25 protein-coding genes are annotated in these 21,437 nt (G+C 61.7%); 13 read left to right on the top strand and 12 right to left on the bottom strand.

Annotated features, from left to right (window positions below):
- Nucleotides 1-8 precede the first annotated feature (8 nt).
- The 9 genes from cyoE to WBQ77_RS11950 all read left to right on the top strand — a co-directional run bounded on the left by cyoE (nt 9) and on the right by WBQ77_RS11950 (nt 10,293).
- Nucleotides 9-884, top strand: a complete 876-nt coding sequence (cyoE, locus tag WBQ77_RS11990; RefSeq protein WP_424060439.1) for a heme o synthase — start codon at nt 9-11, stop codon at nt 882-884.
- Nucleotides 885-1,078: 194 nt separating this feature from the next.
- Nucleotides 1,079-1,654, top strand: a complete 576-nt coding sequence (locus tag WBQ77_RS11985) for a cytochrome c oxidase assembly protein (RefSeq protein ID WP_424045042.1) — start codon at nt 1,079-1,081, stop codon at nt 1,652-1,654.
- Between the two features lie 59 nt (nt 1,655-1,713).
- Entirely contained in the window at nt 1,714-2,601 is an 888-nt protein-coding gene (locus tag WBQ77_RS11980) for a cytochrome c oxidase subunit 3 (RefSeq protein WP_424045040.1), read from the top strand.
- 72 nt (nt 2,602-2,673) lie between these two features.
- The gene (locus tag WBQ77_RS11975) at nt 2,674-3,069 is read left to right on the top strand and encodes a DUF983 domain-containing protein (RefSeq protein WP_424045039.1); all 396 of its coding nucleotides are present in this window, start codon (nt 2,674-2,676) and stop codon (nt 3,067-3,069) included.
- Between the two features lie 9 nt (nt 3,070-3,078).
- Nucleotides 3,079-3,807 (top strand): SURF1 family protein, encoded by a 729-nt coding sequence (locus tag WBQ77_RS11970; protein WP_424045037.1) that lies wholly within the window; start codon nt 3,079-3,081, stop codon nt 3,805-3,807.
- An 86-nt stretch (nt 3,808-3,893) separates the two neighbouring features.
- Nucleotides 3,894-5,315 (top strand): threonine synthase, encoded by a 1,422-nt coding sequence (thrC, locus tag WBQ77_RS11965; RefSeq protein WP_424045036.1) that lies wholly within the window; start codon nt 3,894-3,896, stop codon nt 5,313-5,315.
- Nucleotides 5,312-6,592: a M16 family metallopeptidase gene (locus tag WBQ77_RS11960; protein ID WP_424060438.1), complete on the top strand. Its 1,281-nt coding sequence runs from the start codon at nt 5,312-5,314 to the stop codon at nt 6,590-6,592. Before thrC ends, WBQ77_RS11960 begins: the two co-directional genes overlap by 4 nt.
- 15 nt (nt 6,593-6,607) lie before the next feature.
- A complete protein-coding gene (locus WBQ77_RS11955; RefSeq protein ID WP_424045032.1) occupies nt 6,608-7,195 on the top strand; it encodes a GNAT family N-acetyltransferase in 588 nt (195 codons plus the stop codon).
- Nucleotides 7,196-7,263: 68 nt separating this feature from the next.
- Nucleotides 7,264-10,293 carry an EAL domain-containing protein gene (locus WBQ77_RS11950; protein WP_424060437.1) on the top strand — a complete coding sequence of 1,010 codons (3,030 nt, stop codon included), beginning with the start codon at nt 7,264-7,266 and terminating at the stop codon, nt 10,291-10,293.
- A gap of 70 nt (nt 10,294-10,363) precedes the next feature.
- Here the strand turns inward: WBQ77_RS11950 and WBQ77_RS11945 are convergent, their stop codons facing one another.
- Nucleotides 10,364-10,969, bottom strand: coding sequence for a YqgE/AlgH family protein (locus WBQ77_RS11945; protein ID WP_424045028.1), 606 nt, complete (start codon nt 10,967-10,969; stop codon nt 10,364-10,366).
- Between the two features lie 324 nt (nt 10,970-11,293).
- Here WBQ77_RS11945 and WBQ77_RS11940 point away from each other — a divergent pair, with 324 nt between their 5' ends.
- Entirely contained in the window at nt 11,294-11,998 is a 705-nt protein-coding gene (locus WBQ77_RS11940) for a protein-disulfide reductase DsbD domain-containing protein (protein WP_424060436.1), read from the top strand.
- Nucleotides 11,999-12,009: 11 nt separating this feature from the next.
- On the opposite strand, the gene WBQ77_RS11935 is transcribed toward WBQ77_RS11940, so the two are convergent.
- A complete protein-coding gene (locus WBQ77_RS11935) occupies nt 12,010-12,195 on the bottom strand; it encodes a hypothetical protein (protein ID WP_424045024.1) in 186 nt (61 codons plus the stop codon).
- 225 nt (nt 12,196-12,420) lie between these two features.
- Between WBQ77_RS11935 and WBQ77_RS11930 the strand changes: the two genes are divergently transcribed.
- Complete coding sequence (locus WBQ77_RS11930) at nt 12,421-12,906, top strand: peroxiredoxin (protein ID WP_424045022.1); 486 nt, start codon at nt 12,421-12,423, stop codon at nt 12,904-12,906.
- Between the two features lie 24 nt (nt 12,907-12,930).
- Here the strand turns inward: WBQ77_RS11930 and rnhA are convergent, their stop codons facing one another.
- Genes rnhA through ispH form a run of 3 tightly spaced genes read right to left on the bottom strand, consistent with a single transcriptional unit; the run spans nt 12,931 to nt 15,353 of the window.
- Nucleotides 12,931-13,383 carry a ribonuclease HI gene (rnhA, locus tag WBQ77_RS11925; protein WP_424045020.1) on the bottom strand — a complete coding sequence of 151 codons (453 nt, stop codon included), beginning with the start codon at nt 13,381-13,383 and terminating at the stop codon, nt 12,931-12,933.
- Nucleotides 13,384-13,394: 11 nt separating this feature from the next.
- The gene (gene thrB, locus WBQ77_RS11920) at nt 13,395-14,363 is read right to left on the bottom strand and encodes a homoserine kinase (RefSeq protein ID WP_424045018.1); all 969 of its coding nucleotides are present in this window, start codon (nt 14,361-14,363) and stop codon (nt 13,395-13,397) included.
- Nucleotides 14,364-15,353 (bottom strand): 4-hydroxy-3-methylbut-2-enyl diphosphate reductase, encoded by a 990-nt coding sequence (gene ispH, locus WBQ77_RS11915; RefSeq protein WP_424045017.1) that lies wholly within the window; start codon nt 15,351-15,353, stop codon nt 14,364-14,366.
- A gap of 250 nt (nt 15,354-15,603) precedes the next feature.
- On the opposite strand from ispH, the gene WBQ77_RS11910 reads away from it, so the two are divergent.
- Complete coding sequence (locus tag WBQ77_RS11910) at nt 15,604-16,227, top strand: hypothetical protein (protein ID WP_424060435.1); 624 nt, start codon at nt 15,604-15,606, stop codon at nt 16,225-16,227.
- A 13-nt stretch (nt 16,228-16,240) separates the two neighbouring features.
- Nucleotides 16,241-17,023, top strand: a complete 783-nt coding sequence (locus tag WBQ77_RS11905) for a phosphodiester glycosidase family protein (protein WP_424045014.1) — start codon at nt 16,241-16,243, stop codon at nt 17,021-17,023.
- Here the strand turns inward: WBQ77_RS11905 and WBQ77_RS11900 are convergent.
- From WBQ77_RS11900 to WBQ77_RS11870, 7 genes are all read right to left on the bottom strand, one after another.
- Nucleotides 16,993-17,508: a heme-binding protein gene (locus tag WBQ77_RS11900; protein ID WP_424060434.1), complete on the bottom strand. Its 516-nt coding sequence runs from the start codon at nt 17,506-17,508 to the stop codon at nt 16,993-16,995. The genes WBQ77_RS11905 and WBQ77_RS11900 overlap by 31 nt on opposite strands.
- Nucleotides 17,509-17,744: 236 nt before the next feature.
- Nucleotides 17,745-18,236 carry an ATP F0F1 synthase subunit B gene (locus WBQ77_RS11895; RefSeq protein WP_424042739.1) on the bottom strand — a complete coding sequence of 164 codons (492 nt, stop codon included), beginning with the start codon at nt 18,234-18,236 and terminating at the stop codon, nt 17,745-17,747.
- 4 nt (nt 18,237-18,240) lie between these two features.
- Nucleotides 18,241-18,726, bottom strand: coding sequence for a F0F1 ATP synthase subunit B (locus WBQ77_RS11890; RefSeq protein WP_424060432.1), 486 nt, complete (start codon nt 18,724-18,726; stop codon nt 18,241-18,243).
- Nucleotides 18,727-18,764: 38 nt separating this feature from the next.
- Complete coding sequence (locus WBQ77_RS11885) at nt 18,765-18,992, bottom strand: F0F1 ATP synthase subunit C (RefSeq protein ID WP_424042741.1); 228 nt, start codon at nt 18,990-18,992, stop codon at nt 18,765-18,767.
- Nucleotides 18,993-19,031: 39 nt separating this feature from the next.
- The gene (locus tag WBQ77_RS11880) at nt 19,032-19,757 is read right to left on the bottom strand and encodes a F0F1 ATP synthase subunit A (RefSeq protein ID WP_424042744.1); all 726 of its coding nucleotides are present in this window, start codon (nt 19,755-19,757) and stop codon (nt 19,032-19,034) included.
- Between the two features lie 74 nt (nt 19,758-19,831).
- The gene (locus WBQ77_RS11875) at nt 19,832-20,083 is read right to left on the bottom strand and encodes an AtpZ/AtpI family protein (RefSeq protein WP_424042742.1); all 252 of its coding nucleotides are present in this window, start codon (nt 20,081-20,083) and stop codon (nt 19,832-19,834) included.
- 370 nt (nt 20,084-20,453) lie between these two features.
- Nucleotides 20,454-21,437 (bottom strand): AAA family ATPase (locus tag WBQ77_RS11870; protein WP_424060430.1); only part of this gene is annotated, 984 nt, incomplete at its 5' end.

The following is a 21,437-nucleotide window of genomic DNA, read 5'->3' as shown; positions in this document are numbered from 1 at the left end:
ATGCGGCACTGCTGAAGCCGCGCGTCATGTTCCTCGTGGTGTTCACGGCGCTTGTCGGGTTGGTCGTCGCACCGGTGCAGATACACCCCGTCCTCGCCATTGCCGCGCTCATTTGCATCGCGGTCGGGGCGGGCGCGTCGGGTGCGCTGAATATGTGGTACGACGCGGACATCGATGCTCGCATGGCCCGCACCGCATCCCGTCCTCTGCCGCAAGGCGCGCTCACGGCCAACGAGGCCTTGACCTTCGGCTCCGTGCTCGGGATTGGCTCCGTTCTCTGTCTCGGTCTTATGGCCAATTGGGTTGCCGCGGGGCTGCTCGCCTTCACAATCGGCTTCTACGTTTTCGTCTATACGATGTGGCTGAAGCGCTCGACGCCCCAGAACATCGTGATTGGCGGCGCGGCAGGCGCTTTGCCGCCCATGATCGGTTGGGCCGCGGCCACCGGCACGGTAAGCCTCGAGTCTTTCGTGCTCTTCCTGATAATCTTCATGTGGACGCCACCCCATTTCTGGGCTTTGGCCCTGATCCGTAGTGCCGACTACGAGCGGGCCGGGGTTCCCATGCTGCCCGTCACCCATGGTGGTGATGAGACGCGCCGCCAAATTCTGATCTACAGCATCATCCTGGTGCCTCTCGGCATGGTGCCCTCCGTTATCGGACTTGGCGGGTCGCTCTACACCGTGGTCGCAGCGGTCTTCGGCGCGTTCTTCCTGGTGCTTGCCTTCGATTGCTACCGGCAGCGAGAGGGCGAGGCGGCTGAGCGGGCGGCGAAGAATCTTTTCGCCTATTCGATCCTCTACCTCTTCGTACTTTTTGCGGCGTTGCTCGTGGAGCATGGGTTTGGGTTCGCGGGTGGCTTGGGCCCCCGTATTTGGACGTAGTGATGGAAGATGCCGAAGCCGAACGCAACCGCCGCCAACGCAGAAGGTCTTTGGCAATTGCCTGGACCCTCGCGGTGCTTGTCATATTGTTTTTTGTCGTCACCATTGTCCGGCTCGGCGGAAACGTCGCCGAGAGGGCAATCTGAAGTGTGAGGCGCAGAAGCGTGAAACAAATGGGTGATAGCGGCACCAAAATGGCAGGACGCGACAAACGTGGCCTCGTTGCGCTGACGCTCGCCGGGGTCGTGGCCGGAATGCTCGGGCTGTCCTTCGCGGCCGTCCCGCTTTATCGCATGTTCTGCCAAGCGACCGGTATCGGCGGTGTGCCGCAAGTCGCCGAGGCCGCCCCCGACACGGTGCTCGATCGCAAGATCAAGATCCGGTTCGACACGAACGTGGAGCAGGACCTGCCCTGGCAATTTGGGGCCGAACAGCGATCGGTGGATGTGCGCATCGGAGAGTCGGCGCTCGTCTTCTTTAAAGCCCACAACAATACGGGCAAGTCCGTGAGTGGAACGGCCGGTTTCAACGTAGCCCCGGAGATCGCGGGGCGCTATTTCACGAAGATCGAATGCTTCTGCTTCAAGCAGCAGACGCTCGCCGCGGGGCAGAGCGTCGAAATGCCCGTTACGTTCTTTGTCGATCCCAATATCGTCGAAGATATGAGTACGAAAAACATTGAGGAGATTACGCTGTCCTATACCTTCTACCGGAGCGACGACCCGTCAGATGTCGCTGCTGCGCCGGGGGATAGGACGCCGGGATCGTAAGCGACATGGCGCGGATTGAGGCGCCTTAAAGATCGATTGGGGAGGAAGGGGAACTCACGATGGCCCAGGCTCACGCAAAACCACAACACGACTACCATCTACTCAATCCGAGCCCGTGGCCGCTTCTCGGAGCGCTTGGCGGCTTGGTGCTGGCGCTTGGCGCCCTCATGTATTTCATGAGCAAGAAGGCCGGCGAACCGGAGCTCTGGTACGTTATTCCAGGCCTCGCGATCGTCATCATCACCATGTTCGGCTGGTGGCGAGACGTCATCAAGGAAGAGGCCGAGGGTCATCAATCGCCGGTGGTCCAGCTTCACCTACGCTACGGCATGATCTTGTTCATCGCCTCCGAGGTGATGTTCTTCGTGGCTTGGTTCTGGGCCTATTTCGACGTGGCTCTGTTTCCCGACGATGCCGTGACTTATGCCCGTACGCAGGTCACCGGTGGCGTCTGGCCGCCGATCCCGAGCGCCGAGGCCGACGTTCCGGGCCTTGGCTTTTTTGGGCACACCTTCGATCCTTGGGGCCTGCCCTGGGTCAACACGCTGATCCTGCTGACGTCCGGAACGACCGCAACCTGGGCTCACCACGCCATGCTGCACGATGATCGGAAGGGTCTGGTTTGGGGTCTGGCCTGCACCGTAGTTCTGGGCGTTCTCTTCACCTGCCTGCAGGCTTATGAGTACATGCATGCCGGCTTCGGTTTTTCCAACCACATCTATGGCTCCACGTTCTACATGGCCACGGGCTTCCATGGCTTCCATGTGATCGTCGGCACTATCTTTCTGCTGGTGTGTCTGTTCCGGGCGCTGGCGGGGCATTTCACGCCGCACAAGCATTTCGGCTTCGAGGCGGCCGCTTGGTATTGGCATTTCGTCGACGTTGTGTGGCTGTTCCTGTTCTGCTCCATCTATATCTGGGGCGCTGGAGCGAATGCAGGCCACTAGCGGCGAGACGAACCTGATTGGGAACGGGGCGGTCGCGCGGCCGCCCCTTTCTGTTTTGGCCAAGGGGCTGACATGAACGACTTGCATAGCCGGAAGGCGGATATGCCCTTGAGCACGACCCTGTTGGCGGGAATCCTTGGGCACTGCCCGTCCTGCCGCAAGGGCAAGATGTTCGATGGCTATCTGACCCTGGCGCCGTCCTGCAAGGTCTGCGCCCTCAACTACGACTTCGCCGACTCCGGCGATGGACCCGCGATCTTCGTGATGCTGTTCGCAGGCTTCATCATCGTCGGGGCCGCGCTATATGTCGAGGCCGTCTACCAGCCGCCATACTGGGTGCACGCTTTGGCTTGGGGCGCGGCGGCGCTCGTTCTTCCACTTCTTCTGCTTCGTAGTTTCAAGGGCGTCTTGATCGCGCTCCAATTCCGGAACAGGGCCGAAGAAGGCAAGCTTGTCTCCGACAGCTAGCGCCACCCCATGAGTACTCCGGCTCTCATCAGGCTCACCGTGGCCGCCGTGATTGGCTTTGCTATCCTAATCTGGCTCGGCATGTGGCAGCTCGATCGGCTCGAATGGAAAGAGCGCATTATCGAGCGCATCGAGACGCGCAGCGAGCGCAAGCCCGTGACGCTGGAGCGCGCGATCGAGATTGATCGCAAACTGCGGGACGCGAGCTATGTGGCCGTAAAAGTAGAGGGCCGGTATCACAACGACCTTGAGCGGTATCTCTATGCGATCTCACGGGACGGCGAAGCCGGTTGGCATGTCATCACACCGTTGGAGACGGCATCGGGGCGTGTCGTTCTTGTCGACAGAGGCTTCGTTCCATTGGAATTCCGGGATCCCAAAGCGCGCGAAGTTGGGCAGTTCCAGGATGTGGTCACGGTAGCGGGCCTCTTGCGTAAGCCGGGGAAGCCCGACCTGTTTTCGCCCGACAACGATGTGGACGCCAACCAATGGTTCACGCGGGATCTTGGCGGCATGTCGCGGTCCATGTTTCCTGGTGGGACCGTGGATGTTGTTCCCTTCTACCTGGAGGCGGGCGCGACCGAGGTCCCGGGCGGCTGGCCCAAAGGCGGCCAAACACGGCTCGAACTGCCCAACAAGCACCTTCAATACGCTCTGACTTGGTTCTCACTGGCGGCGAGCCTGCTCGTCATCTACGTCGTCTATGTCTGGAGTGCGATCACCGGCAGACGGTCTTAACCGCAGTACTGGGCCATGTTGCGGGCCTGCTCTCCGGGGGCTAGGGTCTGGCAAAAAGGCGACGGCGTTCCGGTGAAAGGCACATCTTGAAGTTCATTTCAACGCGCGGGTCTGCCCCGGCGCTCTCGTTCGAGGGCGCGCTTTTGGCTGCGCTCGCCAACGATGGCGGCCTGTTCATGCCCGAGGCCTGGCCGCGGCTTCCGCCGGACGAGATCGCCGCGCTCGCCGGTCTCGATTATGCCGACGCTGCCTGCCGCGTCATGGCGCCCTTCCTTGAAGGCGATCCTTGCCTTGCCGACCTCGAAGAGGTGCTTTCGGAGGCCTATGACGGCTTCCACCACCCCGCCACCGCGCCGCTCAGCCAGATAGGGCCGAACAGCTTTGTTCTGGAGCTGTTTCACGGGCCGACGCTGGCTTTCAAAGACCTAGCTATGCAGGTCGTCTCGCGGTTCATGAACCGGGCGCTGCGGCGGCGCGGGCAGCGCGCCACGGTCGTCGGCGCAACCTCTGGCGATACGGGCGCTGCTGCCATCGAGGCCTTCCGCGGGCTGGATGCCATCGACGTCTTCATCCTGCACCCCAAGGGTCGCGTCAGCGACGTTCAGCGCCGCCAGATGACGACCGCCACCGAAGCCAACATCCATAACATCGCGGTTGAAGGCACGTTCGATGATTGCCAGTCGATTGTGAAAGCGCTGTTCGGCGATCAGGAGTTGAACGAAAAGCTTTGCCTGACCGGGATCAACTCCATCAACGTTGCCCGGATCCTGGCCCAGATCGGCTACTATTTCACCTCGGCGGTGACGCTCGGGGCCCCGTACCGCCCGGTGGCCTTCACCGTGCCCACCGGAAATTTCGGCGATGTTTTCGCAGGTTACGCCGCGCGCGCGATGGGGCTGCCAGTCCAACGCCTCGTTATTGCCACGAACCTCAATGACAGTTTACCCCGCGCCTTTGCCTCGGGGACTTATGAACCGCAAGGTGTGGTCGCGACCGCAAGTCCCAGCATGGACATCCAGCTTGCCAGCAATTTCGAGCGCCTCTTGTTCGAGATTGCGGGGAGGGATGCGTCCAGAGTTCGGAACTTGATGGAGGATTTGCGCCGCCAGGGCTCGTTCCAGCTGAGCCAAGGCGAGTATGGGCAGCTCCGCGATCTTTTCAGTGCCCATTCCGCTGGAGAGGATGTGACCGAGATGACCATTCGGGGGGTATTCGAAGAAACCGGCATGGTGGTCGATCCGCACACGGCTGTCGGCATCGCCGCCTCCCAGCAGGAACCGGTGCTCGGAACCACGCCAATGGTGGTCTTGTCGACAGCCCATCCGGCAAAGTTCCCCGATGCCGTCAAGCGCGCCATTGGCGTCGAGCCGGCGCAACCTGACCGCCTCACATTGAAGCTTGGAAGCGAAGAGCGCTGCACGGTCCTACCGGCGGACATCGCCACCGTCGCAGATTTCATGGTGACGCGCGCGCGCGCCGCACAGCCGCTGACAGGGGCCGAAGCGTGAGCGTGACCCAGTCCACGCTGAGCAACGGCTTGACCGTTGTCAGTCACACCATGCCCGAGGTGGAGACCGTGTCGCTCGGCATTTGGATCGGCGCCGGGAGCCGTTCAGAACAGCTGACGGAACACGGCATCGCGCATTTCTTGGAGCACATGGCCTTCAAGGGCACGAAGCGGCGCAGCGCGCGGCAGATCGTCGAGGAGATCGAAGCGGTTGGCGGCGACATAAATGCGGCGACCTCGGTCGATTCGACCGGGTACTATGCGCGAGTGCTGCCCAAGGACATGCCGCTCGCATTGGACATTCTGAGCGACATCATCTTGGAGCCGCGCTTCGACGGCGCTGAACTTGCCCGGGAGCGCGACGTTATTCTCCAGGAGATCGCCGCGAGTTCCGATTCTCCCGATGACATCGTCTACGACTTCATCTCCGAGGCGGCGTTTCCCGATCAGCCGGTGGGGCGGACCATTCTAGGCACGGCGCAAAGCGTGGTCGGATTTGAGCGGGACCATCTCGGCGCCTATCTCACGACCCATTATCATGGCCCGAACATGGTTCTGGCGGCCGCGGGTGCTGTGGACCACAATGCGCTCGTAGCGGAAGCTGAACGCCGGTTGGCCGGCCTGTCGTCCGAGGGTACGCCCGTTCCTCAACAGGCGGTCTACGCCGGCGGTCGTAGGCATTCCGCCAAGCCGTTCGAGCAGACCCATCTGATGATCGCGCTCGAGGCATCGGCCTACCATCAGCCCGAATACTTCAAGTCTCAGATCCTGGCTGGCGCCCTCGGCGGAGGCATGTCTTCCCGGCTGTTCCAGGAAGTGCGGGAGCGGCGCGGCCTATGCTACTCCGTATACGCCTTCTCCAGCGGACTGACCGATAGTGGAATGTTCGTTGTCCACGCGGCAGGCGCACCCGAAAAGGCGCACGAACTCTTCTCCGTCATTCGCGACGAGCTGGAGCGCGCGGCGGCCGATGGCTTCGATCAGGCCGAGCTTGCACGGGTGAAGGCCCAGATGAAGATGGGACTTCTGGCGGCGCTTGAGAGTTCGAGCGCCCGCGTCGAGCAACTCGCGCGCCACATCCTGTTTCGCGGGCGTGTGCTGCCGACCTCGGAGCTGGTCGAGCGGATCGAGGCGGTTGAAACAGCCGATCTTCAGGCCCTGCTTCAGAAAGTTTTGGGAACGCCAGTGAGTCTTGCGACCGTGGGCCCCGTTGTTAATCTTGGACAATTCGAAGCTGTGGCCGACAAGTTTATCGTCCCGGCGAGCAGAGCCGCCTGAAGAGGGTGCTGACACATGGCCTTGCTGCGAGCTGCAACCCCGGGTGATATCGGGCCGGTCATCGAGACCGAGCGGGTGGTGCTGCGTGCCCCCCAAATGTCGGACTATCCGGCCTGGGCGGAGTTGCGGGCAACCAGCCGGGACTTCCTTGTTCCCTGGGAGCCGCTTTGGGCGCCGGACGAACTGTCGCGGGCTTCGTTCCGCCGGCGTGTGCGCCACTATTTGCGCGACATGCGCGAGGACATGGGCTACGCCTTGTTTGTCTACGATACGCGGTCTACGGCGCTAGTGGGCGGAATTACCTTGTGTAATGTCCGCCGCGGGGTAACGCAGTCTTGCACGCTTGGCTACTGGGTCGGCGCCGCGCACGCCAAGCGGGGTTATATGACCGCCGCAGTTCGTGCGGTGGTGCCATTTGTATTCGATTCGCTTGAATTGCACCGGCTCGAGGCGGCGTGCCTACCGACGAATACCGCGTCGATGCGCCTTTTGAAGAGGGTCGGATTCACGCGGGAAGGACTGGCGCGCCGGTATTTACGTATCAACGGAGACTGGCGCGATCATGTGCTCTACGCGCTCCTGGATACGGATTCGCGCGGTTAGGAAACGGGAGGGTGATAGTGGCGACAGATGGCTCGGTGAGCGCCCGATGCGCCGTGCCTAGACGCTCTGTGGTCTGGCGACAGCGCCGGGCCGGATTGCTCGTGCTTGCCTATGCGCTGCTGCTCGTCTTGTCGCTGGTCCTTCCACCGCTTGCGAACGTCGCCGTTGCGATTGAAGCCATTCCGGTGAATCCCGACGCCGCCAAGATGGAAATCACCACAAAGGGTGAGCTCTACGAGGGGCGGGGAGACCGGCTCCAGATCGAGACGGCACCAGGCCCCGACGGCTATATCGGGCGGATGGCCGTTCAGGCCTCGACGCCGGGCACCGATCCTAGCTGGCTGGTCTTTGCACTCTCCAATCCAACCGATCAGCGCATCGTACGCTGGCTCGTGGCCCCGCGTTACACACTGGCGAATTCGGGTGTGTTTCGCCCCGAACTCGACGCACCTCGCATCACGGCGGTCACGCCGTCGCTCGGTTTCCGGCCCGAATCCTTGAAGAGCGATAGGGCCGACATGTTCCGGCTGACGCTAGAACCGGGACAGGCGGTCACCTATGCGGCGGAGCTTGCATCCTCAAAGGTGCCGCAGCTCACGCTGTGGACGCCGAAGTTCTACCAGGCGAAACAGCAAGACAGCATGTTGTTCAAGGGCGTGCTCTTGGGCATCACCGGGCTCCTTGCAATTTTTCTGACGGCGATCTTTGCGGCGAACCATCGCGCGATCTTTCCGGCGACTGCGCTCGTTGCTTGGGCGGCGTTGGTCTATTTCTGTGTGGACTTCGGTTTCTGGAACAAGCTGTTCCCCGTGGGGCCCGATCGTACGGCAACCTATCGCGCAGCGGCCGAAGCAGGGCTTGCCGCCAGCCTTGCGCTGTTCCTCTACACATTCTTGCGGATCGGCTTATGGCATGTGTGGATCCGTACCGTGTTCTGGGTGTGGATCGCGGCGCAGTTTATTCTGATCGTGGTGGCGATCGTGGACCCGCAGACTGCGGCAGGCATCGCGCGCGCTTCGACTATCCTGATAGCCGGCGTTGGAACCGTGCTGATCGCCTACTTCTCCTTGCGCGGCCAGGACCGCGCGCTGTCTCTCATTCCGAGCTGGATGTTGCTCATTGTGTGGCTCTTCGGCGCCTCGATGATCGTCACCGGAAAACTCTCAGGGGAAGTCGTCGGTTCGAGTCTCATCGCTGGGCTCGTGCTGATCTTGGTGTTGCTCGGATTCACCGTCACGCAGTTTGCCTTCCATGCGGGTGGATCTGCGATGAGCCTTGGGCCGCCCAGTCTTGTGCAAATGAAATCCCTCGCGGTCGACGGTTCCGGCACTCACGTGTTCCAGTGGCACGCGGGCCGAGATCTCATCACTGTCGGCGATGATGTAGAGGCGGAGCTCGGGCTCGAACCAGGCGCGCTCAATGTGTCCGTGAGCGAATTTTTAAAGCACATGCATGCCTCCGATCGGGAGCGCTTCAGGCTGCTCATGCAATCGCTGCAGGAGAAGAAGGGCGGGGAATTCCAAACAGACTTCCGCTTGCGCCGCCAGGACGGAACCTATCTTTGGTACGAGCTCAGTGCTCAGGCAGCGCAAAACGACAATGTCCGGCTCCTACGCTGCGTCGGCCTGTTGCGCGACGTGACCAATCTCAAGCGCTCCCATGAGCGCCTGATGCACGATGCTGTGCATGACAGCCTCACGGGCCTTCCCAATCGTGAGCTTTTCATGGACCGGCTCGACGGTGCGATCACCCGCGCGACAGAGGGACAGGCAAGCCGGCCGACGGTTCTCTTTATCGACATCGATCGCTTCAAGAACGTCAACAAGAGCTTCGGCCTTGTCATCGGGGACTCGATGCTGTTGACGCTCGGGCGTCGGCTTGCGCGTCACCTCAACCCGCAAGACACGCTCGCTCGTCTCGGGGGCGACCAGTTCGCCATTCTGCTCGTTTCGGATAGCGACCCGCATCACGTCGCAACATTGGCCGAGCGCGTGCGCCGTGCACTGCGCACACCGATGAAGATCAGCACCAAGGAAATCATTCTCACCGCTTCAATCGGCATCGTGGTCCATGACGGGTCGCAGACCAACGCGCAGGACATGTTGCGCGACGGCGAACTGGCGATGCTCCGTGCCAAGCGTCGCGGCACCGACCGTATCGAGATTTTCAATCCGGCCATACGCACGGAGGAAGAAAACCGTCTGCCGCTCGAAAGCGAGCTGCGCATGGCGCTGCAGCGTCAGCAGATCTCGGTGCTCTACCAGCCTATCACACGCTTGGCTTCGAACCAGCTCGCAGGCTTCGAGGCGCTCATGCGCTGGGATCACCCGACGCGCGGCCGCTTGTCGCCGCAGGACTTTATTCCGCTTGCGGAGGAGTCGGGACTGATCGTAGAGCTCGGCAGCTATGTCCTCAGCCAGGCCTTGGACGAGGCGGCGACCTGGCATCGCGTCTTGCCGCGGGATCGCGACCCGCTCTTCGTCAGTGTCAACGTTTCCAGCCGGCAGCTTTTCCGCCAGGACATGGTGCAGGAGATCAGGCTGCTCCTCGCGCGGGAGCAGGTGTCGCGCGGCACGCTGAAACTTGAAGTGACCGAGTCTTTGGTGATGGAGAATCCTGAACGCGCGGTCGAGATTCTCACTTGGCTCAAGACTTATGGCGCGAGCTTGGCCCTGGACGATTTCGGCACGGGCTATAGTTCGCTTAGCTATCTGCACCGGTTCCCGTTCGACATCATCAAGGTCGACAAGTCACTCGTGCATGACAGTGCGATCGACGACCAGACGCCGCTCATACTTCGCTCGGTGGTGACGCTTGCCCATGAACTCGGCAAGGAAGTCGTGGCCGAGGGCGTCGAGAACCAAGCCGATGCAAGCTATTTGCGCTCCATCGGCTGCGAATTCGGTCAGGGTTTCTATTACGGCGAGCCCATGTCGGCGCGGGATGTCGGCGCGCTGCTGAACGCGCTTGCTAATCATCGGCGCCGCAAGGAGCGCGAACGGGCCCAAGCCGAGCGTACCCCATCCAGCCTCGACGTCGAGGTGCAGAACCCGGCCGACATTCCGAGCCTGCCGAGGCCGAGCACTGCCCAGGCCTAAGGCTGAACATGCCCAGCGCGGCTGTTCCAGTTCGAAGACGGGCTAAGAGAGGTGTCACGACAGGGCGCCGCTAGGCGTGGCCGGAATCGCTCACCAGATGGCTAGGATCGACACCGAGGCTGTCGAGCGCCCGGTTGTATTTCCGGTCGACAGCCGGGTCGAACACCAATTCTGGGTTGGCGGGACAGTTGAGCCAGCCATTGGACTGAATCTCATCCTCGAGCTGCCCCGGTGCCCAGCCCGCATAACCCAATGCCAGAAGCGCCTGGGTTGGTCCGCTGCCCTTGGCGATATCGCGTAGAATGTCGATCGTGGCCGTCAGGCAAACGCTGTCATTGATAGGGAGCGTGCTGTCGGCCTTGAAATAGTCGGCACTATGAAGCACGAAGCCGCGGCCTGTCTCGACAGGACCGCCCAGATACACATCCATGGCGTTCATGGCGGACGGCAGGGAAATCCGATCTTCCGTGGGGACGATCTTCAGCTGCTCCAGCAATTCGGCAAAGCTGATATTGGGCGCGCGCTGATTGATGATGATGCCCATCGCGCCTTCCGAAGAGTGGGCGCAGACATAAATGACCGAGCGGGAGAAGCGCGGATCTCCCATCGACGGCATCGCAATCAGGAGTTGGCCTTCGAGATAGACCTCATCGTCAGAATGGAAATCTGAGTCCATGCGATCATGCTACAGCAGTTCCGGACTGAGGGAAGAGGGCAGGTGAATTAAGGCAGGGCCGCGCGCTCTCGTCGCGTCGCTCACAAAACATTGACTCCTTAAAAGCTTGGTCAAGCTCGCATGCGTAGTGAGTAGCGATTAGCTTCAGCAGCAATGTTGTACTTGATGATGAGAAATTTATCGGTCGGCCGAGCGCGCGCCGGCGGCCTCGCAATCGCCATCCTATCTTTTGCGAGTTTGGCAGTCACAGGCCAGGCGGCCTCTCCAGGCCAGTCCCCCTGGTCGGGCCAAACCAACTCGAAAGTGCGTCTGGTGAGCGGGACCGTGCAAGACGACGGTAGCCAAGCCCTTTTTGCCGGCGTTCAACTTCGCATGGAGCGCGGCTGGAAAACATACTGGCGCAATCCGGGAGACTCCGGGGTGCCCCCGCGCTTCGACTGGTCCGGCTCCAAGAACGTTAAGAGCGCGGAAGTGTTCTATCCAGTGCCCCATCGCTTCGCCGATGCGAGCGGGACGGCGATCGGGTACGACGATGAAGTTGTTTTTCCAGTCAAGGTCACACCCGAGCAGGCGGGGCAGCCCGTCGAGCTATCGCTGACCTTCGACTATGGGCTGTGCAAGGATTTGTGCATTCCCAATTCAGTAGATCTCAAAGCGGTCCTTCCGGTCGATCTCGGCAAGGGAGATGCGATGCTCATTGAACAGGCCAGCGCGCGCGTCCCCAAGCCCGCAAGGCCTGAGACGCTGCCGCGTCTCGAGGTGGTCACCGCTAACCTGGATGGCGATGCGCCAGGTCTCGAGGTGGACGCCTACTTTGCCCCGGGGGCCACAAATACGGATCTCTTTGTTGCGAGCGAGGAGGTCCTAGTGCCTGTTCCCAAGGCGCTCGGGCCGCTGAAGGATGGCAGGCGGCGCTTTTCCGTCGTCTTCGCCACACCGGAAGAAGCCGCGGCCGCCACGGGTAAGCCGTTGAGTTTCACGCTCATTTCGGACCAGGGCGCAAGCGAGACAACCCGCACCCAGCCGTAGGCCCGCGCATCTTACCGCGCGATGCTGGGCGCTGTCGCAGCGCCCGCCGCGGCGCCTGCGCCCGCACCAAGTGGTCCTGCGATGGCGGCCCCGAACACGCCTCCGATGGCCGCGCCACTGACCCGTTTCTCGCCGGTCGTACACCCCGCGATTGCCAGGCCAGCTGCCGCGACCGTGAGTATGCCAATTCTTGTCATCGGGCCTCCATGCGGCCTTCACGGGGCCCGCGTCGTGTTTCTACGATCGCAAGGGGTAACGCAGGCCTCGCCCACACCGTTCCAACGCTCGATTGGCGGTCACGCGGCAAGCCGGTATGGTGTCCTGCCTGCAAGCCTGAAAAACCAAAGCGCCACGCACAGCCAAGGCCGCGGAGAGCCAGAGCCAGGCATGTCCAAGGCCAAGCACTCAAGGAGACGACACGCATGACCATCGCCGAAGGAGATACCCTTCCAGAAGCCACGTTTCGCATCATGAGCCCAAATGGGATCGACACCTTGAGCACAAAGGACGTGTTCGGCGGCAAAAAAGTCGTGCTGTTCGCCGTGCCGGGCGCCTTCACCCCAACCTGTCACCTCAAGCATCTGCCGGGCTTTATCCAGGCAGCCGACGCGTTCAAGGCAAAGGGTGTGGATGAGGTGGTCTGCGTGGCCGTCAACGATCCGTTTGTGATCTCGGCCTGGGGCGAGATGACAGGTGCGGCGGGCAAGGTGACGATCCTGTCGGACGGCAACGCCGAATTCACGAAGAAAATCGGCATGGACTTCGATGGCAGCGGCGTCGGCCTCGGCGCACGCTCCAAGCGCTACGCGATGGTCGTCGAGGACGGGACCGTGAAAGTGCTCCGGACCGAGGAGAACACCGGCGTTGCGGAAGTCTCCGCCGCTGAGGCCGTCCTTGCAGCGCTGTAAGGCGGGCTAGCCCCAACCTAGGCGTCAGCCTTGGCTCCAAAACGGTGCCAGGCCTTCGCGGGCCAGCTCGTCCGCGCGCTCGTTCTCGCCGTGTCCGGCATGGCCTTTAACCCAATGCCAGTCCACGCGATGGGGCGCTTCGGCTTGTTCGAGCCGCTGCCATAGCTCGACATTCTTGACGGGCTTCTTGTCGGCGGTGCGCCAGCCGTTTCGCTTCCACCCTTTGATCCAGCTGGTGATCCCGCCGCGTAGATAGTTCGAGTCCGTATAGAGTTCGACATCCGACGGCGTTTTGAGCGCTTCTAGGGCTTCGATGGCCGCGGTCAACTCCATGCGGTTATTGGTGGTCTGCGCCTCACCGCCTTTGAGTTCCTTGCGATGGGGACCCGACTCCAGGATCGCGCCCCAGCCGCCGGGGCCGGGATTGCCGGAACAGGCACCGTCGGTGTGAATGACGACTTTGGGGCGGGCAGCCATAGTGTTAGTCCTCAATCCGATCCGAGTCCGTAATCGCGGTAGGATTGCACACGCTGATGAAAGCGTAGCTTCCGCAGATACTCGCGCGGGTCTTTGGTCTTTACGAACGCGTTCGCGTCCGTGTTGAGCAGGTCGTAAGTGCGGGTCAACAGAAACCGCAGCGCGGCGCCGCGTGCGAGCAGGGGAAGCGCGTCCCGCTCGGGACCCGTCAGAGGCCGCTTGTTTTCGTAGGCCTGCAACATGGCACGCGCCTTGGTCACGTTGAACGAAGCGTCGGGCTCGAAACACCAGGCATTGAGGCAGACGGCCAAGTCATAGGCCATCATATCGTTGCAGGCGAAGTAGAAGTCGATCAGGCCGGACAGCTTGTCGCCGAGAAAAAACACGTTGTCGGGAAACAGATCCGCGTGGATCACACTGACCGGCAGGTCCGTAGCCCAGTGCGCGCCGAGAAAGTCGAGCTCACCGGCGATTTCGTCGTGCAGGCCCGGGATGACGGTGTCGGCGGTGCCAAGCACATCCCCGAACAGCGCCCCCCAGCCCGGCAGCGACAGATCGTTGCCGCGGTGCATGGGGAAATCGAGTCCGGCGAGATGGAATTTCGCGAGCACGGTGCCGAGCTCAGCACAGTGGACGAGCCCGGGGCGCCTGATCCAAACGCCCTCCAGGAAGCTGATAAGGGCTGCAGGGCGGCCGGCGAGCTCTCTTAGGATACGGCCTTCGCGGTCGCGCACCGGCAGCGGGCATGTGATCCCGGCTGCTGCCAGATGCTCCATCAAGGACAGGAAGTACGGCAGATCCTCCGAACGCACGCGTTTTTCGTAGAGCGTAAGGATGAAGGGGCTGGCGTCGGTATGAATGAGGTAGTTGGAGTTCTCGACGCCTTCGGCGATGCCCTTGAACGAGGTCAGGGTGCCGATGTCGTAACTCGCGATGAAGCCCTCGAGCTCTTGATCGCTGACATCCGTATAGACAGCCATCTATGCCGCCGTCGTGTCTCTCAAGGGACGCGGCAGCTTGAAGGTGACCGTCTCCTCGGTTGTGGTCACTGTCTGCACGGCCAGATCGAAGCGCTCCGCGAAGGCATTGATGATGCTGTCGACCAGAACCTCCGGCGCCGACGCACCGGCGGTCACGCCGAGACTGCGGATGCTCTCAAATTCTCTCCAGTCGATCTCGCTACTGCGTTCGACGAGCATGGCGCGCGGACACCCGGCGCGCTGGGCCACTTCCACCAGGCGCAAGGAGTTCGAACTATTCGGTGAGCCGACGATAACCATCCTGTCACATTGTGGCGCGATTCGCTTGACCGCGTCCTGCCGGTTTGTCGTCGCATAACAGATATCGTCTGTGCGGGGGACGACAATGTCCGGAAAGCGGCGCTGCAGGACCGACAGGATCTCGCGCGTATCGTCCACAGAAAGAGTTGTCTGGGTGATGACCGCGAGCTTCGAGGTGTCGTTGGGCGTGAAACGGGCCGCGTCCTCGCTCGTCTCGATCAGCTTGACGGCGCCCGGCGGCAATTGTCCTGTCGTTCCGATGACCTCGGGATGGCCGGCATGGCCGATCAGCAGGATCTCGTGACCGCGATCGAACAGCCGCTCGGCTTCGATATGAACCTTGGAGACCAAGGGGCACGTCGCGTCCAACACGAACATGCGGCGGTTGCGTGCGTCGGCCGGAACCGACTTCGGCACGCCGTGTGCAGAGAAAACGATCGGGGCGTCCGATACGGGAATCTCGTCCAGCTCCTCAACGAAGACAGCCCCTTTGGCCTCCAGGGACTCCACGACGTACCGGTTGTGAACGATGGCGTGGCGCACATAGACCGGCGCGCCGTACTTCTCTAACGCCAGCTCGACGATCTGGATCGCCCGGTCCACGCCGGCGCAGAACCCACGCGGCGATGCAAGATAGACCGTGAGCGGGGGCCGCTCGCTATGCTGCGGAGTCGCAGGTGAACGGGTCATCGATGCTCCAGAACTGCTCAGCTTCAAACCCCAACGGCCCCAATTCAGCCCAAAACAGCGCCGAGCTTGCCTCCGGCAGGCGGGAATAATCCGCATTGGGGCCCCGACACGGGTCTTGTAGGGACTGACATCGACCGATAATTTCGGCACAAATGTCAGCCCAGAAGCGCGCAGGTCGTCTAGGAAACAAATTTTGGCGCGCTCGAGCATATCAGGCGTGGACGCCGGGCATGTCAAGCGAAGGGCGGGAGTGTTGAGGCACAAGAGCCGGCAATATTGGAGCCCCATGATCGGGTTCGTGACGCTTTGCGCGGGCATGGCGATCGTTTCGGGCTGCGGCGGCGGTGGTGGTACGTCAGGTTTTTCCAGCGAGCGCCTGCCGGACCGGTTGCCCACAATCGATTTACCCTCGCTTCCCTCATCCGAGTCTGCGGTTGCGACCGCGCCTGCGACAACATACGCCGCCGGTCGCGCGTCCAGCTGTCCCCAGGTCGTCGCCTGGCCCAACGAGAAACTGCGGACGGTCTACCAGCGCGGTCATGACGGCGATGCGAACTTCATCGTCTATCGCGGGGAAATCACCAAGCTCTCGCGCGAATGCCAACTCACTGGCGGGCGCGTGCTCGTGAAATACGGTTATGCGGGGCGGGTGCTTCTTGGCCCCAAGGGCCATGCGGGCAGCTACTCGCTACCGGTGTCGGTCAAGGCCACGGACGCCTATAAGGCGCAGATCGCGCAGGATCGCATGACCGTGCGGGTCACGGTCCCCGGCGATCAGACGGTCGGCTATTTCTCCATGGTACGTCAGATATCTTTGCCGGTGCGGCCGGGCACGCGGCTCGAGGACTACAAAGTCTTCGTGGCGCTGAAATAGGGACGGAGAGCCTATGTCGCGACACATGATGGCGCAGGGGCTTGTCCGGATCGCTCTAGCGATCGCCGTCTGGGGCCTAGGGAGCGCCACCGCGTCAGCGGGCGGATGCGAAGACCGGCGGATCCTTGGCGCGTCGTATGTCGTTTGCAAATTCGACCCGGCGGTGGACGATCTCCGGCTGTTCTGGCAGGGGGGGAACGGACGTCCGTTCCGTACTTTCGATGCGCTTTCGAACGCGCTAAGCGGCGAGGGCCGCACGCTCCTCTTTGCTATGAACGGCGGCATGTATGAGCGTGATTTCAGCCCTGTCGGCCTTCATATCGAGAACGGGCGCAGGCTTTCTGGGCTCAACACCAAGACGGTCAAAGGGCGGCCCAGCCAGATTCCCAATTTCTATAAGAAGCCCAACGGTGTGTTCTATTGGGGCGATGGGCGCGCCGGTGTCCTGGAAAGCGGTCAGTTCCAGGCACAAAAACCGGGTGCCGCCTTCGCCACGCAGTCGGGGCCGATGCTGGTCGTTAAGGGCGTCATTCATCCGGCATTTCTCCAGAAGTCGAGCGATTTCAAGCCGCGCAACGGGGTCGGTGTGGCGCCGGACGGAGCGGTCTATTTCGTCATGACCAAGGGGCGGGTCAGCTTCTACGACTTCGCGCGCATCTTCCGGGACGGCCTCGGAGTGCAGAACGCGCTGTTTCTAGACGGCGGCTGGGCGCCGGGGCTCTACGCGCCGGAGCTCAGGCGGAACGATCGGCCCGGCCATGGCGGTTACGGTCCCATCATCGCGGTGGTGCGGTAGAGGCTTTTGCAACGGCGACAGCAGCTTCGTTCCGCCGCAAAAACGGGATCGCGAAGGGGGGGGTCGTAGTAGAGCGTGTAGGGTTGGCCCTGAGGGCGCCAATCGGTCCCTTGGAGCGCTTTCATTAGATCCTGCTCTTTGGCCAGTGGCATTCCGCCCGGAGCCCGAATATTGCAGAACCGCGACGGTCTCCGCAGGTAAAGGAAACGATCTGGACACGCGCGTCGAGGGGCTTCGGTGGCGGCGTCTCGGGCCGGGTACCTGGCGGGCAGGAAAAACCGCATCTTGCCGCGGTCAGAGCTTGCCTGCACGGGAACTGTCATGGCGACACGCCGCGGCTCATCAAAGGCGACAGGCACGGTCATCGCAACTCGATCGGCGCCCGATGCCGTGCTGTTATCCCCAGAGATATAGTCGAACAAGATCCGAAAAGCCTGGTTCCGAGCCTCCGCATCTCCATAGGGGAGGGTGACTTCCGCTGCCATGATCGGTGCGTATTGCCGAACCTAGATCCGATCGCCGACGTGACCGATGGTCTGATACGACGCTTACTCGGAGAGGCGAATGCCGAAGACGCCGAAAACAGACTCAACGGTGAGGAGGAAATAGTAAGCGAAGCTATTCCACATCGCAGACTCCCTCGTGTCGTCCGCGCGGCCAACCGCACGGCACACCAAGCGGCTCCCCGGGTAAAACCCGGGAGGCGATTCAACGGAGGAGTTTAGTTGAGTTTCGACTTCAGGTCATCGATGCCAGCGCCGATCAGCTTGTCGGCGGTCTCAGGTGTGAGCGAGCCGGCAATGACGGTCTGCGCGGCCGTGGTAGCCGCATCGGCGGCGGCAGCCCGAACATCACGCATTGCATCGGTTTTTGCTTGCGCAATCTTGTCTTCGGCCACTTTCATGCGGCGCTCGAACTGCTCGGTCATGGTGCGGGAGGTCTCCAGCGCAAGCGCTTCGGCCTCTTTGGCGGCGAGCTCGATAATGTCCTCGGCCTCGCGCGCCGCGTTGCTTGTCTTTTTGCGGTAGTCGGCAAGGACCGCCTCGGCTTCTTCCCGCAGGGCCTGGGCGTCCGCGAGTTCCTTGGCGATCGACGCCGCCCGGTCGTCGAGGGCCGACGCAATCTTCTTGTGAACCCCAAAATACCAGACGAGGCCGACGAACAAGAAGAAGGAGACCGCGACCCAGAACTCGGCTGTTGCAAGGAAATCCATCTGTTTACGCTCTCCGTGCCGCCGTAACGGCCTTTTCGAGGTCTGCCTTGGAGGGCGCCACGCCGATCAGCTGTTTGACGATGTCGGCCGCAGCCTCTGCAGCAACAGTGTTGATGTCTTTCATGGCCGACTTCTTCGCCTTATCGATCTCTGCCGCCGCTTCTTCCGCCTTGGCGGCGAGCCGCTGGTCGAGCTCGGCCCGTTCCGCATCGGTCTCGGCCTTCAACTTGGCGCGGCCTTCGTCGACGATGGCGTGCGCCTTCTGTTTGGCCGTCGCCAAAGCCTGCTCGTAAGCGGCAATGGCTTCCTCGGTCTCGCGCTTGTTCGTCTCCGCCGCTTTCAGGTCGGCGGCGATTTTCGCCGCGCGCTTATCGATGACAGCGTCGATACGCGGCAGCGCGACCCACACCATCAGCAGATAGAGAATGCCGAAGGTGATGATCAGCCAGATGATTTGCGGCGCCCAATCGAGCTGATTGAGTTGCGGCATGGTTCGTGTCCTTTTTAGAGAGCCGGTTGTGGCTCAGCCTAGAACACGAACAAGATGATTAGTGCAACCACGAGGCCGAAAAGGCCGGTCGCTTCGGCAAGAGCAAAGCCGAGAAGCAGGTTGGCGAACTGACCAGGAGCGGCCGACGGGTTGCGAAGCGCACCCTGCAAGTAGTTACCGAAGATGGTGCCGATGCCGACACCGGCGCCGATAAGAGCGATCGAGGCGAGGCCTGCGCCGATCAGTTTTGCTGCTTCTGTTTCCATGATTCTCTCTCCTTGGAACGATCTAAAGATGTGATGGCATCAGTGCATGTGAAGTGCATCGTTGAGATAGATGCACGTGAGGATGGCGAACACATAGGCTTGCAGGAACGCCACCAAAATCTCGAGGCCCGTAAAGGCCACCATGAAGGCAAGCGCGGCCCAGCCGCCGATCAGGCCGAGCGCGACTACGAACGACCCGAACACTTTCAGCATGGTGTGGCCGGCCATCATGTTGGCGAAAAGCCGCACGGACAGGCTGACGGGCCGCGTGAGGTAGGAGATCACTTCGATCACTACGAGCAGCGGCAATAGGATGAACGGTACACCCGAAGGCACAAAAAACTTCAAAAAGCCGATGCCGTGCTTCCAGAAGCCGATCAGGGTCACGCCGACGAAGACGAAGAGCGCAAGCGCTAGGGTGACGATGATGTGGCTCGTCACGGTGAACGAATAGGGCATCATGCCGAGCATGTTCATCGTAAGCACGAACATGAACAGCGTGAAGATGAAGGGGAAATACTTCATCCCATCGGTCCCGACATTGTCCCGGACCATGGTTGCAACAAACTGGTAGGAAATCTCGGCGACAGACTGGGTTCGGTTGGGAACCATCTCCGCCTTACGCATGGCGAAAAGGATAAAGACGGTGAGGAGCACCGCGCCAATCACCATAAAGAGCGCTGAGTTCGTAAAGGAGGCATCGAAACCAAAGAGCTCGAGCGGCACGATCCGCTGGATCTCAAACTGGTGCATGGGATCGGGCATGCCGCCATCACCATGACCACCACCGTGGTCTGCGCCCTCAGCGGCGTAGGCTGCGCCAATCAAGGTCAAAACCTCTAATCCTTATCGTCATTTGTCGTCACTTCGCGCTCCGTCTTGGTGCGCAAGTGATGACCTGGCATCGGCTCGCCCTGCATCGACTTAGCTGTCCGCATCACATTCAGGATCCCGGTGGCGCCCCCAAGAATGAGAAACACCAACATCAGGATCGGCTTTGTGTCGAATAGCCAGTCCAGTGTCCAGCCGATAACTCCCCCAACCGCAACGCTCGCGACCATCTCGGTCGACAGCTTGAGGGCCTGGCCCATGGCCTTGCCTCTTCCCTCGGAGTCCACCGGTTGCGGACGTTGGCCTCTTGCCTTCGCCAGCTTCCCATCGAGCGTGTCTAGTCGCCGCCGAAAAGTCTCAGTGTCCTGGCTGCCTTTTTTGGCTCCGGACTGATTTTCGGCTCCGGCCATTGGTTTTCGCTCAATTCCGGGAGAGCCCTAGAGAACCGGATGGTCCTCAAGCTTCGCGCGCACTTTAGTTAGGGATTTCCGAGTGTCAAGAAAGTCCCGGCTGTTGTGACGCCGCATGTGATGAGTCCGCGGAACTTTTGGAACGCGATCCAGAACTTGGAGCGAAAAGACCCCAAAAACAGCCCAAAAACAGTCACTAGCCCGTCCGCTGTTTGGAAGGCTAGACCGCGTCGCGGAGCTGCTCGGCGGTCTCCAGATCGACGGACACTAGCTGGCTCACGCCCCGTTCCTGCATGGTCACCCCGAACAGGCGGCTCACACGCGCCATGGTCAGTGGGTGGTGGGTGATGATGAGGAAGCGTGTCTGGGTTTCCTTCGACATCTCCTCCATGAGCCGGCAGAAGCGATCCACATTGGCGTCGTCCAGCGGGGCGTCCACCTCGTCTAGCACGCAGATGGGCGAGGGGTTCGTGAGAAACACCGCGAAAATCAATGCCAAAGCAGTCAGTGCCTTCTCGCCGCCGGACATGAGCGAGAGGGTTTGGGTCCTCTTGCCGGGCGGTTGGGCGAAAATTTCGAGCCCCGATTCCAGCGGGTCGTCCGAATCGACCAGTCTCAGCTCGGCCGTGCCGCCGCCGAACAGGGTCTGGAACAGGCGCGAGAAGTGCGCGTTGACCGTGTCGAAGGCTTCGAGGAGCCGTTTGCGCCCCTCGCGATTGAGACTGGAAATGCCCTGGCGAAGCTGCACGATCGCCTCTTCGACATCACCCTTCTCGCGTTCCATCTCTTCCAGCTGCGCCGCAAGCTCGATCTCTTCCTCTTCGGCTCGCATGTTCACGCCGCCAAGCCGCTCGCGATCGGCCTTCAGCTTGGTCAGGCGGGCCTCGACGTCGTCGAGCGGGGGCAGGTCGGTGCCCTCGGCGTGATTGGCGCGCGGTAGGCATTCTTCCGGCGTGCACTCGATCTGCTCACGGATCAGCCGGGCGAGGCCCGAGCGGCGCTCGCGGGCGCCTTCGAGCCTGGCCTCGCAACCGGCCTTGCCTTCGCGGGCTGATGAGAGGCACTCCTGGACGCCGCGCAGGGCCTTGTCCTGGTCTCGCAGCCCCGTTTCGGCCACCGCTAGATCATCCGCGGCCTTAGCCCGGTCCCGCTCCGCCTCGGCGATGGAATCCATCAGCTTGCCGCGCCGCGCCTCGATCTCGGT

The organism is Methyloceanibacter sp., from assembly GCF_049590335.1.
Classification (GTDB): Bacteria; Pseudomonadota; Alphaproteobacteria; order Rhizobiales; family Methyloligellaceae; genus Methyloceanibacter.
Note: the sequence above shows the minus strand (reverse complement) of the source record. Positions and strands in the feature narration are given on the sequence as shown.

What these genes read in the sequence shown, in the direction of transcription:
- WBQ77_RS11980 (WP_424045040.1), top strand. Translation starts at nt 1,714, where the DNA reads ATGGCCCAGGCTCACGCAAAACCACAACACGACTACCATCTACTCAAT.
- WBQ77_RS11945 (WP_424045028.1), bottom strand. Translation starts at nt 10,969, where the DNA reads ATGGACTCAGATTTCCATTCTGACGATGAGGTCTATCTCGAAGGCCAA.
- WBQ77_RS11890 (WP_424060432.1), bottom strand. Translation starts at nt 18,726, where the DNA reads ATGCCGCAACTCAATCAGCTCGATTGGGCGCCGCAAATCATCTGGCTG.
- rnhA (WP_424045020.1), bottom strand. Translation starts at nt 13,383, where the DNA reads ATGGCTGCCCGCCCCAAAGTCGTCATTCACACCGACGGTGCCTGTTCC.
- WBQ77_RS11895 (WP_424042739.1), bottom strand. Translation starts at nt 18,236, where the DNA reads ATGGATTTCCTTGCAACAGCCGAGTTCTGGGTCGCGGTCTCCTTCTTC.
- WBQ77_RS11955 (WP_424045032.1), top strand. Translation starts at nt 6,608, where the DNA reads ATGGCCTTGCTGCGAGCTGCAACCCCGGGTGATATCGGGCCGGTCATC.
- WBQ77_RS11975 (WP_424045039.1), top strand. Translation starts at nt 2,674, where the DNA reads ATGAACGACTTGCATAGCCGGAAGGCGGATATGCCCTTGAGCACGACC.
- WBQ77_RS11885 (WP_424042741.1), bottom strand. Translation starts at nt 18,992, where the DNA reads ATGGAAACAGAAGCAGCAAAACTGATCGGCGCAGGCCTCGCCTCGATC.
- WBQ77_RS11875 (WP_424042742.1), bottom strand. Translation starts at nt 20,083, where the DNA reads ATGGGCCAGGCCCTCAAGCTGTCGACCGAGATGGTCGCGAGCGTTGCG.
- ispH (WP_424045017.1), bottom strand. Translation starts at nt 15,353, where the DNA reads ATGACCCGTTCACCTGCGACTCCGCAGCATAGCGAGCGGCCCCCGCTC.
- WBQ77_RS11930 (WP_424045022.1), top strand. Translation starts at nt 12,421, where the DNA reads ATGACCATCGCCGAAGGAGATACCCTTCCAGAAGCCACGTTTCGCATC.
- WBQ77_RS11985 (WP_424045042.1), top strand. Translation starts at nt 1,079, where the DNA reads ATGGCAGGACGCGACAAACGTGGCCTCGTTGCGCTGACGCTCGCCGGG.
- WBQ77_RS11935 (WP_424045024.1), bottom strand. Translation starts at nt 12,195, where the DNA reads ATGACAAGAATTGGCATACTCACGGTCGCGGCAGCTGGCCTGGCAATC.
- WBQ77_RS11905 (WP_424045014.1), top strand. Translation starts at nt 16,241, where the DNA reads ATGTCGCGACACATGATGGCGCAGGGGCTTGTCCGGATCGCTCTAGCG.
- WBQ77_RS11900 (WP_424060434.1), bottom strand. Translation starts at nt 17,508, where the DNA reads ATGGCAGCGGAAGTCACCCTCCCCTATGGAGATGCGGAGGCTCGGAAC.
- WBQ77_RS11970 (WP_424045037.1), top strand. Translation starts at nt 3,079, where the DNA reads ATGAGTACTCCGGCTCTCATCAGGCTCACCGTGGCCGCCGTGATTGGC.
- WBQ77_RS11880 (WP_424042744.1), bottom strand. Translation starts at nt 19,757, where the DNA reads ATGCCCGATCCCATGCACCAGTTTGAGATCCAGCGGATCGTGCCGCTC.
- thrB (WP_424045018.1), bottom strand. Translation starts at nt 14,363, where the DNA reads ATGGCTGTCTATACGGATGTCAGCGATCAAGAGCTCGAGGGCTTCATC.